General features: G+C 41.7%; 19 protein-coding genes. 9 read left to right on the top strand and 10 right to left on the bottom strand.

The window, feature by feature from the left end:
- The first annotated feature begins 77 nt into the window (after window positions 1-77).
- The 3 genes from argS to JEU79_RS28460 all read left to right on the top strand — a co-directional run bounded on the left by argS (window position 78) and on the right by JEU79_RS28460 (window position 2,830).
- Window positions 78-1,835, top strand: coding sequence for an arginine--tRNA ligase (gene argS / locus JEU79_RS09070; RefSeq protein WP_198263861.1), 1,758 nt, complete (start codon window positions 78-80; stop codon window positions 1,833-1,835).
- Window positions 1,836-1,877: 42 nt separating this feature from the next.
- Entirely contained in the window at window positions 1,878-2,519 is a 642-nt protein-coding gene (locus JEU79_RS09075) for an SPOR domain-containing protein (RefSeq protein ID WP_198263862.1), read from the top strand.
- Between the two features lie 80 nt (window positions 2,520-2,599).
- Entirely contained in the window at window positions 2,600-2,830 is a 231-nt protein-coding gene (locus JEU79_RS28460; protein WP_425511143.1) for a cysteine-rich CWC family protein, read from the top strand.
- Here JEU79_RS28460 and JEU79_RS09085 read toward each other — a convergent pair.
- The 5 genes from JEU79_RS09085 to JEU79_RS09105 all read right to left on the bottom strand — a co-directional run bounded on the left by JEU79_RS09085 (window position 2,814) and on the right by JEU79_RS09105 (window position 6,089).
- Window positions 2,814-3,479 carry a YiaD family glycine zipper/OmpA-like lipoprotein gene (locus JEU79_RS09085; protein WP_198263864.1) on the bottom strand — a complete coding sequence of 222 codons (666 nt, stop codon included), beginning with the start codon at window positions 3,477-3,479 and terminating at the stop codon, window positions 2,814-2,816. The genes JEU79_RS28460 and JEU79_RS09085 overlap by 17 nt on opposite strands.
- A 16-nt stretch (window positions 3,480-3,495) precedes the next feature.
- A complete protein-coding gene (locus JEU79_RS09090; protein ID WP_198263865.1) occupies window positions 3,496-3,936 on the bottom strand; it encodes a DUF4124 domain-containing protein in 441 nt (146 codons plus the stop codon).
- 270 nt (window positions 3,937-4,206) lie between these two features.
- The gene (locus JEU79_RS09095; RefSeq protein ID WP_281400854.1) at window positions 4,207-5,490 is read right to left on the bottom strand and encodes an ammonium transporter; all 1,284 of its coding nucleotides are present in this window, start codon (window positions 5,488-5,490) and stop codon (window positions 4,207-4,209) included.
- Between the two features lie 23 nt (window positions 5,491-5,513).
- Window positions 5,514-5,852: a P-II family nitrogen regulator gene (locus tag JEU79_RS09100; protein WP_198263866.1), complete on the bottom strand. Its 339-nt coding sequence runs from the start codon at window positions 5,850-5,852 to the stop codon at window positions 5,514-5,516.
- Between the two features lie 84 nt (window positions 5,853-5,936).
- A complete protein-coding gene (locus JEU79_RS09105; RefSeq protein WP_198263867.1) occupies window positions 5,937-6,089 on the bottom strand; it encodes a hypothetical protein in 153 nt (50 codons plus the stop codon).
- Between the two features lie 80 nt (window positions 6,090-6,169).
- On the opposite strand from JEU79_RS09105, the gene JEU79_RS09110 reads away from it, so the two are divergent.
- From JEU79_RS09110 to JEU79_RS09125, 4 genes are all read left to right on the top strand, one after another.
- Entirely contained in the window at window positions 6,170-6,418 is a 249-nt protein-coding gene (locus tag JEU79_RS09110; protein WP_198263868.1) for an accessory factor UbiK family protein, read from the top strand.
- A 114-nt stretch (window positions 6,419-6,532) separates the two neighbouring features.
- The gene (locus tag JEU79_RS09115; RefSeq protein WP_198263869.1) at window positions 6,533-8,086 is read left to right on the top strand and encodes a YifB family Mg chelatase-like AAA ATPase; all 1,554 of its coding nucleotides are present in this window, start codon (window positions 6,533-6,535) and stop codon (window positions 8,084-8,086) included.
- Window positions 8,087-8,103: 17 nt separating this feature from the next.
- Window positions 8,104-9,486 carry a DUF2157 domain-containing protein gene (locus JEU79_RS09120; protein ID WP_198263870.1) on the top strand — a complete coding sequence of 461 codons (1,383 nt, stop codon included), beginning with the start codon at window positions 8,104-8,106 and terminating at the stop codon, window positions 9,484-9,486.
- Window positions 9,476-10,078, top strand: a complete 603-nt coding sequence (locus JEU79_RS09125; protein WP_198263871.1) for a GDYXXLXY domain-containing protein — start codon at window positions 9,476-9,478, stop codon at window positions 10,076-10,078. Before JEU79_RS09120 ends, JEU79_RS09125 begins: the two co-directional genes overlap by 11 nt.
- Window positions 10,079-10,081: 3 nt before the next feature.
- On the opposite strand, the gene JEU79_RS09130 is transcribed toward JEU79_RS09125, so the two are convergent.
- The 3 genes from JEU79_RS09130 to JEU79_RS09140 all read right to left on the bottom strand — a co-directional run bounded on the left by JEU79_RS09130 (window position 10,082) and on the right by JEU79_RS09140 (window position 12,784).
- A complete protein-coding gene (locus JEU79_RS09130) occupies window positions 10,082-10,963 on the bottom strand; it encodes a lysophospholipid acyltransferase family protein (protein ID WP_281400855.1) in 882 nt (293 codons plus the stop codon).
- 3 nt (window positions 10,964-10,966) lie between these two features.
- The gene (locus tag JEU79_RS09135) at window positions 10,967-11,698 is read right to left on the bottom strand and encodes a tRNA 2-thiocytidine biosynthesis TtcA family protein (RefSeq protein ID WP_246540549.1); all 732 of its coding nucleotides are present in this window, start codon (window positions 11,696-11,698) and stop codon (window positions 10,967-10,969) included.
- Between the two features lie 219 nt (window positions 11,699-11,917).
- Window positions 11,918-12,784 carry a CZB domain-containing protein gene (locus JEU79_RS09140; RefSeq protein ID WP_198263874.1) on the bottom strand — a complete coding sequence of 289 codons (867 nt, stop codon included), beginning with the start codon at window positions 12,782-12,784 and terminating at the stop codon, window positions 11,918-11,920.
- A 289-nt stretch (window positions 12,785-13,073) separates the two neighbouring features.
- Between JEU79_RS09140 and typA the strand changes: the two genes are divergently transcribed.
- Together typA and JEU79_RS09150 are read left to right on the top strand one after the other, a co-directional pair.
- Complete coding sequence (gene typA / locus JEU79_RS09145) at window positions 13,074-14,900, top strand: translational GTPase TypA (protein ID WP_198263875.1); 1,827 nt, start codon at window positions 13,074-13,076, stop codon at window positions 14,898-14,900.
- Between the two features lie 160 nt (window positions 14,901-15,060).
- Window positions 15,061-15,501 carry a DUF4426 domain-containing protein gene (locus tag JEU79_RS09150; RefSeq protein WP_198263876.1) on the top strand — a complete coding sequence of 147 codons (441 nt, stop codon included), beginning with the start codon at window positions 15,061-15,063 and terminating at the stop codon, window positions 15,499-15,501.
- A 22-nt stretch (window positions 15,502-15,523) separates the two neighbouring features.
- Here the strand turns inward: JEU79_RS09150 and JEU79_RS09155 are convergent, their stop codons facing one another.
- Window positions 15,524-16,234: a sulfite exporter TauE/SafE family protein gene (locus JEU79_RS09155; protein WP_198263877.1), complete on the bottom strand. Its 711-nt coding sequence runs from the start codon at window positions 16,232-16,234 to the stop codon at window positions 15,524-15,526.
- Between the two features lie 25 nt (window positions 16,235-16,259).
- Window positions 16,260-17,081 carry an exodeoxyribonuclease III gene (locus tag JEU79_RS09160; protein WP_198263878.1) on the bottom strand — a complete coding sequence of 274 codons (822 nt, stop codon included), beginning with the start codon at window positions 17,079-17,081 and terminating at the stop codon, window positions 16,260-16,262.
- Window positions 17,082-17,135: the final 54 nt, after the last annotated feature.

Raw genomic sequence — 17,135 nt, forward strand, 5'->3', positions numbered from 1 at the left:
AAATAAAAGCTTTGTACTTTGAACTTCTCAGGTTAAAATGATAGGTTCACACATTAATTTTGAATGGAATATCGACCTTGAAAGACGCACTGCAACAACTAATTGCTCAGGCAATACAGACCCTTATTGATAATGGCTCCCTAGCCGTTGATATGCCGAGCATTAAAATAGATCGCACGCGCGACAAGACCCATGGTGATTTTGCTGCGAATGTGGCCATGTTGCTGGCCAAGCCAGCACGCAAGAATCCTCGCGAAATTGCTACTCAGATCATCGTAGCCTTGCCTGAGAGTGATTTTGTGGAAAAAGTTGAAATTGCTGGACCGGGCTTTATTAATTTTTATGTCAGCAGTGATTCCATACAAGATGTGGTTAATACCGTCATCGCTCAGGCTGAGCGTTTTGGTTGCTCAGATAAAGGTGCAGGGAAAAAAGTACAAGTGGAATTTGTTTCTGCTAACCCGACGGGGCCTTTGCATGTTGGGCATGGTCGTGGTGCTGCTTATGGTGCAACCCTTGCCAATTTACTCAGGGCTATCGGTTACGAAGTGCATAGTGAATACTATGTTAATGATGCCGGTAGGCAAATGGATATATTGGCCACCTCAGTCTGGCTACGTTATTTGGAAAAAAATAATGTGGCCATTACCTTTCCAGCCAATGGTTATAAGGGTGATTATATTCAGGGTATTGTTGCTGAAATTATCAATGAGCATGGTGATAACTATGTCGCATCGGCTGAAGAGGTCATGTCCGATCTGCCTGATGATGAGCCACAGGGTGGTGATAAAGAGCGACACATTGATGCCCTAATTGAAAAAGCGAAAAGTTTATTGGGTGATAATCGCTATCGCTACGTCTTTGAAATAGCATTGAACTCTATTTTAGATGATATCCGTGATGATTTATCAGAGTTTGGCGTGGACTATCAGGAATGGTTCTCAGAACGTTCCTTAATGGATAAAGGTCTGGTGAATAAGGGCATAGAACGCTTGCGTGAAAGTGAGCATGTCTATGAGAAAAAGGGTGCTTTATGGTTTCGTTCAACAGCCTTTGGTGACGATAAAGACAGGGTAGTACAACGCGATAATGGTCAAACAACTTATTTTGCCTCTGATATTGCTTATCACATGGATAAATTTGATCGAGGTTATGAACAGGTAATCGATGTTTGGGGTTCTGATCATCACGGTTATGTACCTAGGGTCAAAGCCGCGCTTAATGCACTCAATTATGATGAAAATGCGCTTGATGTTTTATTAGTACAGTTTGCTAATCTTTATCGTGGTGGTGAAAAAGTGCAAATGTCCACCCGTAGTGGTTCATTTGTGACTTTACGCGAGTTGCGTGAAGAAGTGGGAGCAGATGCGGCAAGATTTTTTTATGTGATGCGTAAGTGCGAACAGCATTTGGATTTTGATCTGGATTTAGCGAAGTCTAAATCATCTGAAAATCCGGTCTACTATATCCAATATGCTCATGCCCGTATTTGCAGCATCTTTAGACAGATGGAAGAGAAAAGTTTAGCCTATGATCAGTCTATAGGATTAGAAAATTTATCATTGTTGGCAGAAGAGCATGAAAAAGATATTTTGCAACAATTAGCTAAATATCCAGAAGTCGTCAACATAGCTGCCTGTCAACATGAGCCACATTTGATTGCGCATTATTTGCGTGAATTAGCGAATGCCTTGCACACTTATTATAATGCCCATCAATTTATCGTTGATGATGTTAAATTACGTGATGCCCGACTGGTATTAATTGCCGCTACCCATCAGGTAATAAAAAACGGTCTAGCCCTATTAGGTGTTTCTGCGCCGGATGAGATGTAAAATGCCTATTAGAATAACAAATCATTGTCAGGAAAATCAGTAATGCCCGTCAAGAAAAAACGCGCTAGAAAAAAAATGGGTGCGACTCGAAATACTAAGCAAGGCGTATCCAAGTTTTCTATTTTTGTGATTACATTATTGCTGGGGGCCTTTGTTGGTTTTTTAATCTATCTGGATAAAATTCCTACCGATGGTGAGCAACAAGCTACTTCAAATCAACAGTCCTCGGCAAAAGCTACGGATAAACCAGATAATGTGAAGCCAAAACATCTGTTTGATTTTTATACCGTATTGCCGGATCGTGAAGTGGATGTGCTTGACTATGAAACAACACCGGCTAAGGTTTCGAGTGCTGAACGAATAAAAACAGCCCCGACTAAAAAGCCAACTATTAAAAATACCCCTAAGCAAAAAACAGTAGCCAAGAAACAGGAGCCTATTGCCCCTAAAGGGCTTTATCAGCTTCAAGTGGGTGCGTTTAAAGAGCTGAGCAAGGCTGATGCAATGAAGGCACGGTTAGCCTTTCTGGGTGTGGTGTCGAACATTCAGGTGATTCAAAACAATGGTCAGACTCTATATCGGGTAAGAATTGGTCCCAGTACCGATCAGCAAAAGATGCAACAGATTAAGGCGCAGTTAAAAGCGCAAAATATTAATACGTTTGTGCAGAAACTCAGTGGTTAATTTGCTGCGTTTCGTGCCTCAGCGGTATTCTATTTCTAAGTATCACGGGTATACGCAATGAATAGGACTGTGAGCGTGTTATGAGTTGCGCTGCTCTTTGCCCTGTTTGCGGTGCAGCAAATGCTTGTCACTTGGCAAAAGAAGCTAAGGCGGGAAGCCAAAATGTAATTGAAGATTGTTGGTGTTTTAGTCTTGAAAGGCTTAATGCTCAGCAATTGGAAGTTCAACAGCAGCTATTGAGGGAGATAAAAATTCCCCCTAACCGCTGTCTTTGCTCAGCCTGCTGGAATAAGTTTAAGTCAGTGGAGTGAGCCTGATCTCAACACGGCGATTTTGCGAGCGTCCCTGAGCGGTATCATTTGACGCAATCGGCTGGTCTTCACCTAGACCACGGGTCATAATTCTTTGTGCTAACACTTCTCTGGTTTGTAAGTATCGTGATACCGAGCTTGCTCTTTGTTGTGAGAGGGTCATGTTGTACGATGCTTGGCCAACACTATCAGTATGGCCATAAATATCAACATAGGTCTTAGCATACTCGTTAATCACTTTGGCCACTGAGCCGAGTACCGGGTAAAAATCAGCTGAAATAGCACTGGAACCTGTTTTGAAAGTGATATTACCAGGCATGTTTAAAATAATCGAATCGCCAACACGTGTGACGCTTACTCCCGTGGCTTCAAGTTCTCTGCGTAACTTGGCTTCCTGTTGATCCATATAATAACCAATACCCCCACCGGCTAGTGCGCCGACCCCAGCACCAATTAAGGCGGCTTTGCGACTATCACCGGCGATCACACCGAGTATTGCGCCACTGAGAGCGCCAATTCCAGCACCTTTGACGGTGTTATTGGTTTTTTCTTCTCGGGTATAGGGATCAATACTGGTACATGCGCCCAAGAATAAACTGGAAAGTAAAATGCTTGTGCCTAGAAATTGTGCTTTGTTTAATGTTTTCATTTTTTATCTGTCTTGTTTAGGAATCTTGTTTTGGGGTACACCAATAACTGATGTCTTTTTCTGCTTGTAACATGGTTGCCTTACTTTCTTCTTCTGTTAGACGGACTTTTTGTTTTAGCTGATCATCATAACGGTAGAGAAAGGGGGCTTTTTTATATTTTTGCAGGGTGTTTTTTGAGTCCTGGCAAATTTTAGCGCGTTCAGCAGCTTGTTTGCTTTTGCCATCTGTTTTATTAGACTTTCTTTGATCATGAAATATCTGACTGCCCAGATGCATTTTCTTGGCAGTGTCATCGCCAGGTCTGGCAGCATAATGAACGCGACCATCTTGATCGGTCCACTTATATATTTCAGTACTATTAGTGGCTTTTGATTCAGCTAAAACTACACTGGCAAAAGTGCCGCTGAAAAAAATTATCAGAGCGAGACTGATTATTTGACCGGTACGAGATTTCATTGTGACTCCTTAAACCTTAGAAGAAAAAGCGGTGATAATTTATTACTTACTTATTCTGTTATCACTATCACTATTAGTTGTAGTTGGATTATAGCTGTTTTTTTCTAAGTGTGATGCTGAAAACCATATAATTTATAATTTTAATTGTTTTGTTTGATGTTTTTTGTGTTCTGAGTCTCTTTCCTGAGTAAAAAATTGAGCAAAAAAAAGCACCCGTTAGGGTGCTTTTTTTACAGCAGTTGTTATTGCTAACAACTTAAGACTGTCATACTACTTGTTGGTGAATTCTGGGTAAGCTTCCATACCACACTCAGAAAGGTCAACACCTTGGTATTCTTCTTCTTCACTAACACGAATGCCGAAGATCATTTTGATAACAAACCAAGTCGCAAAACTGGTTATGAATACCCAACCAAAGATAGTAGCAGCACCAATTAACTGACCTGAGAAGCTAGAGCTACCATTGGTTAAAGGGACTAACATCAGACCTAAGAAACCAACCACACCGTGGACAGAGATAGCACCAACAGGATCATCAATTTTAATTTTGTCAAAGAACAGGATACTAACAACAACTAATAAACCACCCGCAGCACCAAATAGTGTGGCAAGTAGTGGGCTAGGTGTTGAAGGCTCAGCAGTAATAGCAACCAATCCCGCTAAAGCACCGTTTAATAACATGGTTAAATCAGCCTTGCCGTACATAATGCGAGCAAGAATCAAGGCTGCAACAGCACCGCCAGCAGCAGCGGCATTGGTGTTCAAGAAGACCATGGCAACGGCATTTGCATTACCGATATCACCCAGTTTAAGTACTGAACCACCGTTAAAGCCGAACCAACCCATCCATAATATGAATGTACCTAAAGTGGCCAAAGGCAGGTTAGCACCTGGAATTGCTTTGATTTCACCATTTTTACCATATTTGCCTCTACGAGCACCCAGTAAAATAACACCGGCTAAAGCAGCAGATGCGCCCGCCATGTGAACAATACCAGAACCAGCAAAGTCAGAGAAACCTAAGTCGCCTAAGTTATAAAAACCAAAGACATCAGCACCATTCCAAGTCCAGGCACCTTCCATTGGGTAGATAAAGCCAGTCATAACAACAGCAAATAATAAGAATGCCCATAACTTCATACGCTCAGCAACTGCACCAGAGACAATTGACATTGCAGTAGCAACGAAAACAACTTGGAAGAAAAAGTCAGACGCACCAGAGTAAATTGCACCACCGGTGAAGTCTGCTTGTGCAGTGAATGATTTTAATGTTTCATCAACATAGCCATCGCCAACGATAAGACCGTTTAGAAAGTAGCCGCCACTGCCATACATAATTTCATAACCGACAATCAGGTACATGATGCATGAAATCGCATAAAGTGCGACGTTTTTGGTTAAAATCTCAGCGGTATTTTTAGTTCGGACCAAGCCAGCTTCTAGCATTGAGAAACCCGCTGCCATCCACATGACTAAGGCGCCACACATTAAGAAATAAAAAGTATCTAGTGCATACTGTAAGTGATAAACATTTTGCAATACGGGGTTTTCCACGAATAATTCTCCTTAAGGCGAGCTTATAAAGCTTCTTTGCCAGTTTCAGATGTACGAATGCGAATGGTTTGTTCGATAGGGGCAACAAAAATCTTACCATCACCAATTTTACCAGTATGAGCGGCACTGCGGATGGCTTCAATGACTTGATCAAGCACTTCAGCGTCAACAGCGATTTCAACTTTTACTTTCGGTAGGAAGTCTACGACGTACTCTGCACCACGATATAACTCAGTATGACCCTTTTGACGACCAAAGCCTTTGACTTCGGTGACGGTCATCCCATGAATTCCAATATCAGATAATGCTTCACGCACATCATCCAATTTAAAAGGTTTAACAATAGCTGTTACAAGCTTCATGTAATATGCTCCAAATTTTTTATAATAATTGGTTTGAATAACTGCTTATGCTAACAAGCAGTTATTATGCCATTGAACAATTACTTAGTATTTACAAGGGCTTGTATCATACTCTTGTTCCTGAGCAAAATTAAAACGCACCACGATAGCAATATCAAAGCGCTTTCTTAAAATGAAATGCACTGTATTGGTGTATTTGTTTTGCAGTAAATAGCCTTGAGTATTTAATTGGGTCATTTTTGAAATGATGTTAAACTGACGAGATAGTGTTAACTCAGGAATGAGCCCTTTTGATAGTTTGAGAGAGACTTAAATAAATGAATAGCCAATTTTTTGATGATTTAGCCAGTAAAATCACGCGCACGATGCCATCCGCCCCCACTGCCATGAAGCAGGAAATAGAACAATCGGTGCGTAATGTTTTGCGTAATGCCTTCGATAAAATGGATCTGGTGACTCGAGAAGATTTTGAAGTACAATCCGCCGTATTACAAAAGACTCGAATTAAGCTGGAATTATTAGAGAAGAAATTAAGCGATCTGGAAAGCAAATTAGATATTAATTAAAGCAAAAACTATCCAATCATAGAAAATAGAGTGCCAATGACAGTTTATCCTGACAAGCTGAACTGATGAATTGAGTTATACTCTAAAGAGCAGATTACTTAAAAAAGGATTTTTATGTCGCTCTCTATCGTTTATAGCCGTGCCGGTGGGCTGGATGCTCCATTGGTCACGGTCGAAGTCTTATTAACTAATGGCCTCCCAAGTTTGGGAATCGTTGGCCTTCCTGAAACCGCAGTAAAAGAAAGCAAAGATCGTGTTCGAGGCGCGATTATTAATAGTCGCTTTGACTTCCCTGTACGGCGAATTACCATCAATTTAGCGCCTGCCGATCTCCCTAAAGAAGGGGGACGTTTTGATTTGGCTATTGCACTGGGTATTTTACTATCATCCAAGCAAGTCGAGTTAAGCAAAACGAATAAGGACAATGATTCTGAACAATCAGCGCCTATAGAACATGCACCCATAGAGCGATTTGAATTCGTTGGTGAGCTTGCGCTCAGTGGTGAATTACGTGGAGTAAAGGGCATTCTTCCCATTGCCGTACAGGCGAAAAAAAATAATCGCATTCTTATTGTGCCGGAAGAAAACGGCATTGAGGCATCTCTCATTAAGGGCTTGACGGTCTATACCGCTAAACATTTACTGGATGTCTGTGCTTTTCTAAAGGGTGAGCAAAAACTTGCTCAGCCAGAACTAAAAAGCACTGAAGAACAAGAGTTTTATGCGACTTGCCTATCCGATATTCGTGGCCAGCAAAATGCTAAACGAGCGCTTGAAATTGCGGCTGCGGGGCAACATAGCCTGTTGATGAAAGGCCCACCGGGTACTGGCAAAACCATGCTAGCTAGCCGCTTAGTCACTATTTTACCGAATATGTCCGATGCCGAAGCGGAAGAAGTCGCAGCGATTCGCTCTGTTTGTGGTGAGGATGTCAATTTTTCTAATTGGGCTGTACGTGGCTTTCGGGTACCGCATCATACCGCTTCAGGGGTTGCCTTGGTGGGCGGTGGCAGCTATCCCAAACCGGGAGAAATTAGTCTGGCACATCATGGTGTATTGTTCATGGATGAGTTGCCAGAGTTCAGTCAAAAAGTTCTGGAGGTATTACGTGAACCACTGGAATCTGGGCGTATAGCCATTTCACGAGCAGCCAAAAAAGCCGAATTTCCTGCTTCATTTCAGTTGATTGCCGCCATGAATCCCTGTCCCTGTGGTTATTGGGGCGATGTGCATAATAATTGTCGTTGCACGAGTGAGCAGGTGCAACGCTATCAAAATAAGCTCTCAGGGCCTTTTCTGGACAGAATCGATATGCATATTGATGTACCGGCGGTTTCGCATCAGGATTTACAGGAAAATAGCGATTTGATCGAACAGAGTTCGGTGGTCAAAAAGAGGGTGATTACAGCCCAAAATCGGCAGAGAACAAGGCGTGGACATTGCAATGCTCACTTGACCAATAAAGAGATTGAGCAGGATTGTCGTTTATCATCGGATAACCAAAACGTGCTGGAGAAAACCATGAATAAAATGAAACTTTCTGCCAGAGCCTATCACCGGATACTTAAATTGGCACGGACTATTGCAGATTTAGACAATAGTGATACTATCGAATTGCACCATTTAACCGAGTCCATTGGCTATCGAAAAATTGACCATTTTCAATAAAATCTTACAAAGAAAATATGAATAATAAACAATTTTATCAGCGCTTACAGAAAAAATTACCCCATTGGCAGGCAGAGGGTTGGCTGGATGCGGGTGCGGCAAAGCAAATTTTAAATGATGCGATATCCGATGTTAATAGCATTTCTGATAAATCCCACAAGCTCAGTCTTATTCTGGGAATTATGGGTGTCATGCTCTTATCTGCCGGTGCGATTAGCTTCTTTGCGGCCAATTGGCAGGGTATGAGTAAGCTATTCAAACTGGGCTTATTGTTCTCTTCAATGACGGGTGCCTATATTGCTGCTGCATGGGCCTTATCTGGGCAGCGCTATCCCGCTTTAGGGCAGGCTTTTTTATTGCTGGGAATTTTATTATTTGGCAATAATATCATGTTGATCGCACAAATTTATCACATTGATAGTCACTACCCAAATGGCATTTTATTGTGGACGACGGGTGCCTTGCTCGTCACCATTGTGATGCGATCTGAAGTCGCACTGATTGCCGCCTGTATCCTGGCCTTGTTGTGGTCAGGCATGGAGATCCTTGAATTTGATCGCTGGCATTATCCGTGGTTAGTTTTCTGGTGTGTCAGTGCTTTTATTAGTATCCGGGGTGACTTTAAAGTGGCTGCTCATATCGTTGTGATCAGCCTTTTTTTATGGCTCTTATTGCATTATGAGCAATTAAGTCGAGGTAGTTCAGGCGGCGATATTGTACAGCTATACCTGCTATTGGGGCTGATGTTTTTTATGCTCGCACAGGTCATAAGCAAACTCATGACTGGCATACATCTCATCAATTATCTTGCTCGCTATGCCTTGATCTTTATGCTGATTTTTCTATTTGTCTTGAGCTTTCCAGGCTTAGATTTATATCCACAGTCCTTTTATGGGCTAGAAAATGAATCGTTTTGGCAAAGCTGGCAAATTATCAAGCCCTTGATAATGGGGATAATTCTTTTAGCGACCGGCTGGTATTTTTTACATGCTAAACGAGTAATTCCTGTATACCAATGGTGTGGACTCGCATGGTTGTTGATTCTTATGGCAACATTGTTCTTTAACTTTTATTTTTATCAGGATTTTTTGACAGGTGGCGGTGAGACTTTATCGGTGATTGTCATTAACCTGCTTATTTTTACACTGGTGGTTGGACTGATTTTTTCCGGTTTAATCGAGCATCAACTTTTTTATGTCAATACTGCTTTTATGCTGTTTACGCTGACTTTAACCAGCCGCTATTTTGATACCTTCTGGAGCTTGATGGATCGTTCCTTATTCTTTTTAGTCGGTGGACTGATTTTAATTATAGGCGGGTATTGGTTAGAAAAGAAACGCCGTCTTTTGAGCCAACGTTTATCTCATGACCTTGAAGCAGGAGTGAATGATGCAGTCTAAATCAACACGCTCGATTATCTTGTCCATCTTGCTCATTATTGTGTTACAAAGCTTAATTCTTATTGCCATGATAGCCAGTCGTCAAGCCATATTATCTTCTGATACCTTAGTTATTTTAGAAACCAGACCGATTGATCCCCGCTCATTATTTCGTGGTGACTATGTGCGTTTGAATTATACAATTAATGACCTAAAGCTGAATGAGCTATCTGGAGATAGTCGCTTTAGTCGTAATGAAAGAGTTTATGTGGTGCTAAAACAAGCAGAGCAATACTGGGAAGCCGTTGCTGTCTATGCAAACAAGCCTGAGCTGATTTCGCTGTATCCGGATAATGTGGATAAATACGCCCTGATTCAAGGCATCGTTAAAGATGCTGTGGATCTAACTAAAAGTACTTCAGCCGCATCTCGTTTAGAGGTAAGTTATGGCATTGAAAACTACTTTGTACCAGAAGGCGAGGGATTAAAGTTAGAACGTCCGCAAGCCGGTGATGAAGTGACACTGAAAATAGCACTGGACAAAGATGGCCAAGCAGCGATTAAAGCTCTGTTGTTGAATGGCGTTGAACAATATGAAGAGGCGCTTTTTTAATTTTTAATAAATTTTTGCCTCACCTTCGGGACGTTTCTTAAAGCGCTTATAGCTCCATTGGTATTGGGCAGGGACTTCACGAATAAAATTTTCTACGGTTTGGTTCAAAGCGGTGGCTGAAATCAACGGGTCGGCATGGCTTATGTTGGGAACAGCAGGTTTAATATGCAAGTGATAACCCTTGCCCTTGGGTAGACGCTCAGCATAGCCAATGACTATCGAAGCCCCCGTTTTGCTGGCCAGTTTTGAAATAAAGGTCATGGTGAGGGTTTGAATGCCAAAAAATGGTGCAAAAACGCCACTATTAATATCATCTGGATTCTGATCTGGCAAAATCCCCGTGCCATTGCCCTGTTTTAGGGTTTTAAAAATACTTTTTACGCCTGAGGCATCGGCAGAGACAAGTTTTGCACCAGAACGAATCCGTGATTGACGGACAATATCATCTAGGGCTTTTATTTTCGGACGGGAATATAAAATAGTGACGGGAATATTGGCACCAAGATACAGCCCGGCGATTTCCCAACACCCCAGATGAGGTGTGAGCAAAAAAACACCCTTATTGGATTTCATTGCTGCATCCATATATTCTTTACCGGACACCTGTGTTAATAAGGCCAGGGTTTTTTCTGGAGACCATAACCACATGGGACCCATTTCGGTGAACTGTTTCCCCAATTCAATTAGGCTGTCTTTTAATATTTTTTCCTGCTCGTCTGCACTTTTATCGGCAAAGCAGAGTTGAATATTAATTCTTGAAACTCGCCAGCTTTTACCCTTGAGGTAGTAAAGTATCAGGCCAAGGTAAGAACCCACAAAGTGATTTAACCTGAGTGGCATGAGAGCAAAAAAAGATAATGTAAGTCGAACCAAAAATGCTTGCATTGCTTATCGAACATCCCCGTCAGTGCTTTGAACTAATGCGGTATCAACTGCCATTAATGGTTTTAAGGTGGTTAATAAATTATTAAACAAACGCTTATTCGACTGTTCTTCCTGTGCCAGTAATTGCTTCATGTGATCTCGCTGGGTTGGCATGCTGAAACAAGCAGGGCAACTATCAGGAATAACGGGTAATTGTGCTGCTTTGGCATATTCGCTTGTCAGTGCTTCACGGGCATAGACTAATGGGCGAATGACACGAATATCTCCGGCTTGAATACTATAATTGGCCTTCATGGTCTGTAATTTACCATTATGAAAAGCAGACATCAGAAAGCTTTCGGCCAGATCATCTAAATGCTGTGCGAGCGCTAAGACATTGTAGCCCTCTTTGCGAGCGGTACTATATAAAATACCGCGCTTCATGCGCGAGCAAAACGAACAAAAGGAATCACCCTCCATTGCGCCTTCTGCTTGTTCTAAAATGGCCTGCTCCTGATAGAAATAAGGCACATCCAAATCAGCTAAATAGGCTTTTAATGGCGATGGGTCAAAGCCCTCTATTTGTGGATCAACGGTAATTGCACCAAGATGAAATTTTACGGGTGCATACTGTTTTAAATGGTGCAAAATAAGTAATAGTGATAGTGAATCCTTACCTCCAGAGACGCCTAATAGAATTCTATCACCCTCATTGATCATTTTAAAATCAGCAATGGCACGCCCGACATGACGCATGAGGGGTTTAGGTGGTTTTAGGTAGTTAACCTTGGTTTTGCTAGCTGAATTCAAACTTATTGATCCATCGATGATGTTAATTGATAGCGGTGACATTTGTCACTTAGCCGGTATCTTAACAGACTGATGGCTCTTTTTTAAATAGACGGGCTTTCTTGTTCGTCTGATTTTCTTTGCATGAGGTGTTATGTTTAATGTGCTGTGCTGATGCTGCTCCAATTAACTGCGAGCAATCTTCATTAAATGAGAAGCTTCCACTAAGAGGCAGTCAGCATGATCTGTTTGTTTTAAATAGGCCACCACGAGTTCAGAGGCTTCGCCCGTTAGAATATTGTTAATGCGTTCCATGGCCTTAAATTGTTCAGGTTTAAAGTCAATGACATCATTAATATCATCAATCCGTAAAGCAACCGTTGGCGTGGTGCCGTCTTCGGTGATATAGAGTAAGACCTGACGGGTTGATTCTTTTAAATGCGTACGTGCTTGTTCAAAGCGTTTTAGGAGTCGTTTTAGAGTGATATTTCTCTCATAACGTAATAAATGTAGGGCATGATCAAGATCCTTATCTTTTTTCATATCCAGAAGCTTGTCAGCTAGAGAATGAATTTGTTTATGCGGCTGATCAAATTCAGCCAATACTTCCATCAGGGTTTCATCGCGGGTGTTAAAATGGTCATACCACTGGCCAAAGGCACATTTGTGGGGATCTTTGACCTTAGTGAATGGGGTATCATTAACGAGACTATCTTCTAAGGCTTCTACCCACTCAACATGGTCTTTTTCTCTATCACAGAGTAATTGGATTAGTTCATTACTGTTTTCAACACCTGAAGCAAAGCCCAGCATATTGGCAAAATCTAATACCGGCACTGCATGGTTCTGAAATTCTACCATACCAACTAGTCCCTTAGCCCGTGCGGGGAGTGACTGAATATTGCCCATTTCCTGACTAATAGTGAGCACTCTCGAAATATCGATGGCATAGAGTGTATCGGATACCCAAAATGTAAATGCTCTGAGGCCTTGTGAGTATTGATCCATCATTTGATGATTGGATGGAAGCAATTCAACTGCTGACATATTCATTGTTGAGTCCTGTTCCGTAATTAAGAGTCTTGCTTGGTTTTATAAACTATTGTGTCTGTTTAAGGATAACGGATAATTGAAAAAAATCTTTAATATTTGCAGAAATTTTTGTTGAATTTAAATAAATTCTGATTTATAGAAAACATTCCGTTATAATGCGCGTTTCTTTTGGCATCTTAATGATAATATAACTCATTAAGACACCTCTCAAGCAAACCTGACTCTATTTAGTCAGATAGCCTTATCATTTAACCATAGCTTATGTTTAGCTTATTTTTGGACTTTCACCGTGAAAGATATTAGTAAAATCAGAAACATCGCCATCATTGCACACGTTGACCATGGCAAAACCACGCTCGTAGATGAGCTTCTTAAACAATCAGGCACCTTCGATGAACGCGACGAAGTGTCAGAGCGTATGATGGACTCTAACGATCTGGAAAAAGAACGTGGCATCACGATTTTGTCCAAAAATACGGCGATTGAGTGGAATGATTACCACATCAATATCGTAGATACTCCGGGACACGCCGACTTCGGTGGTGAAGTAGAGCGGGTACTCTCCATGGTTGATTGTGTTTGCTTGTTGGTTGATGCCGTTGAAGGGCCGATGCCACAAACCCGCTTTGTCACACAAAAAGCCTTTGAACTTGGTCTGAACCCGATTGTTGTAGTCAATAAAATTGACCGTGATGGTGGTCGCCCTGATTGGGTTGTTGATCAAACCTTCGATTTATTTGACCGCTTAGGTGGCACGGATGATCAGTTGGACTTCCCGATTGTTTATGCCTCAGCCATTAATGGTTATGCTTCTTTAGAAGATGATGTGCGCGATGGCGATATGACTGCTTTATTTGAAACGATTGTGGAAAAAGTATCACCACCCGATGTAGATATCAATGCACCTTTTCGAATGCAAGTCATCAGTCTTGACTATAATAGCTATTTGGGTGTTATCGGTATCGGTCGTATCAAGCAAGGTACCATCAGTGCTAATACACCGGTTATTATTGTTGATAGCGAAGGTAAAGAGCGTAAAGGCCGTATGTTGAAACTATTTGGTTTCAAAGGCTTGGAGCGTGTTGAAGTCCCTGAAGCACAGGCGGGTGATATTATCGCTTTCTGTGGTATTGAAGGGCTAAATATTTCCGATACCCTATGTGATCCAACTTCAGTTGAAGCGATGACCACACTAACGGTTGATGAGCCAACGGTGACCATGACTTTCCAAGTGAATAATTCCCCTTTTGCTGGTCGTGAAGGTAAGTTTGTGACCTCACGTCAAATCAAAGATCGTTTAGAAAAAGAATTATTGCATAACGTCGCATTAAAAGTTGAGCAAACTGAAGATCCTGATAAATTTAAAGTTTCTGGTCGTGGTGAATTACACCTCGGTGTTTTGATTGAAAATATGCGCCGTGAAGGCTTTGAACTGGGTGTTTCTCGTCCAGAAGTGATCACCAAAGAAATTGATGGTGTCATGAGCGAACCGTTTGAAGAAGTGATGCTGGATGTTGAAGATGAGCATCAGGGCAGCATCATGGAAAAAATGGGTGATGTCAAAGGTGAACTGACCAATATGGTTCCCGATGGCAAAGGTCGTGTCAGACTGGAATATATCGTACCTTCAAGAGGTTTGATTGGTTTCCAAACTGAATTTATGACCCAAACATCCGGTAGTGGCTTGTTTTATCATAACTTCTCTCATTATGGCCCTATGCTATCAGGTGATTTTGCCAAGCGTGATAAAGGTGTTTTGATCAGTAATGGTCAGGGTTCATCGGTTGCCTTTGGTTTATTTAACCTACAGGAACGTGGTCGTCTGTTTATCGGCAGTGGTGTTGATATTTATGAAGGCATGGTAATCGGTCTTCATTCTCGTAGCAACGACTTAGTGGTGAATGCCCTGAGAGCGAAACAACTGACTAACGTACGTGCATCTGGTACTGATGAAGCGGTGACTTTAACCACGCCTATTACCATGGCGCTGGAACAAGCACTGGAATTCATTGATGAAGATGAACTGGTTGAAGTGACACCAGAAAGCGTACGTATTCGTAAGCGTTTATTGACTGAAAATGAACGTAAACGTGCGGGTCGCTCTAAAAAGACTTAGCGCTACCTTAGATCAAGGGGACTATTTAATATAGCCCCTTATTCTGCTCCAATTCTTGCCAAAAAAAATCCCCTCTTTTTATTAATATCTGTTGCGTATTTTGCAAAAACTGCCTACTCTATACGTCATACAATAATAAATGATGAAACGGAAGGTAATCATGAAATACTTTAAATCAGCACTTATCCTATCAACAGCATTGGCTTTTCTTATTTTAGCCACAGTCTCTCAAGCATCAAACTCCAAAGAGTATGATGACTATATTGTCTATTATAATGCTTTTCCAACTGACTCACTGCCACAGGCAATGACCAAGCAATATGGCTTAAAGCGTAGTAAAAACTATGCAATGATCAATATTTCTGTGATGGAAAAAGCCGCCGGTGTACCAACAGGTGTTAAGTCTAAAGTGACGGGACATTTGAAAAACCTAATGGGACAAACTCGTGAGATTGAATTCAGAGAAGTGAAAGAAGGTAAGGCGGTTTATTATATTGCTCAAATCGGTGTACAAAGCAAAGAAACCGTTAATTTCATTATCAATATCAAGCCCGATGGTAATAAAGAAAAATACGAGATTAAATTTAGCAAGAAGTTTTAATCGACTTTAAATATCAGCCTGCTTATGCTTGCATACGCAGGCTGATATTGAATAATGAAAACACCCCAAATGCGATAATAATCGCTCCCGCTAATGAACGTACCCATGTTTTCCGAATAAATGCCGATAAACTGGTGGCAAATACGCCCATTGCTAGTAATAATGGCAAAGTACCTAGGCCAAAACTCAACATAAGCAAACCGCCTTCAATAGCACTGCCGGTGGATATTGCCCAAATTAGAATGGTATAAACCAAGCCACAGGGCAGCCAGCCCCATAAAGTGCCCAAGATAAAAGCCTGAAAAGGTGATTTAACAGGGATGAAGCGACGGCTAATGGGCTCTATTTTTTTCCAAATCACACCACCGGCTTTTTCTATTTGTCGCAGACCAAACCACCAACCACCAATATATAAACCTAGGGCAATCATAAAAAATGCCGCAAAAATTTGCAGGACGAATTGGACATTATTCAGCATGTTGAGGTTGGTGGCGAGCATACTGATACCGCCCACCAGCACACCCGCTAGGGTGTAGCTGAGTATTCGGCCACTATTATAGGCAATCAGATAGGGAAAACTGCCTTTTGCAGAGGGGGGAGAGTTCGCTAGAGAGGCTTCCTGTTTAATGCCAAAAGTGAGCGCACCAACAATCCCGCCACACATACCCAGACAATGCACACCACCTAATATACCGGCGATAAAGGCGGTGAGATAGGAAATTTCAACAGGCATTAGTGTTCTCTATCATGGCTTTTAATTACAACTCTCGGTCATAGGTCATTATGAGTGGTGCATGATCAGAAAAACGCTTTTCTTTATAAATTGATGTGGATTTTAATAACGGTGCAAGCGAGGGGGAGATGACCTGATAGTCAATACGCCATCCGGTGTTATTAGCCCAGGCCTGACCTCGGTTTGACCACCAGGTGTATTGGTGTTCTTGTTTATTTAATTCCCGAAATGCATCACAGAGGCCTATGGGATTTTCCACTGCAGTTTCAGAGTCAGCGTCAGGTTTATGCTCTGGCATACAAAACAATTGATCCAACCAAGCACGTTCTTCGGGCAAGCAGCCGGAACGTTTTTTATTGCCGGTGAAATTTTTAATATCAATGCGTTTGTGGACGATATTCCAGTCACCACAAACGATGTATTGACGCTCACTATCAGCCATGTCCTTCAGAATAGGCGTCATTTTCTCTAGAAATTCCATTTTTAATAATTGCCGTTCATCTTTGGAGGAACCGGAAGGTAAGTATAACGAGGCAATACTCAAGTCACCAAAGTCAGCCTGAATATAGCGACCTTCGCTATCGGCTACTTCCCAGCCCAGTCCTGTAGTAATTTTATCAGGCTCTTTTTTAGAGTAAATGGCGGTGCCGCTATAGCCTTTTTTCTCGGCATCAAAGAAATAACGAAAATAGCCCGGAGGTGAAAAGACTTCAGCATCGAGTTGATCGATTTGCGCTTTGGTTTCCTGAATACAAACCACATCTGGGGATTCTTTGAGCATCCAGTCAAAAAAACCTTTTTTGGCCGCAGCCCGGATACCATTGAGATTGGCTGAAATAACTTTCATCATATTTTTCTTGTTTTTGCCTGAGTGTTTTGTGAGTTATACCCGTGATACTGG

The sequence above is a fragment of the sulfur-oxidizing endosymbiont of Gigantopelta aegis genome, assembly GCF_016097415.1.
In the GTDB taxonomy this organism is placed as follows: Bacteria; Pseudomonadota; Gammaproteobacteria; order GRL18; family GRL18; genus GRL18.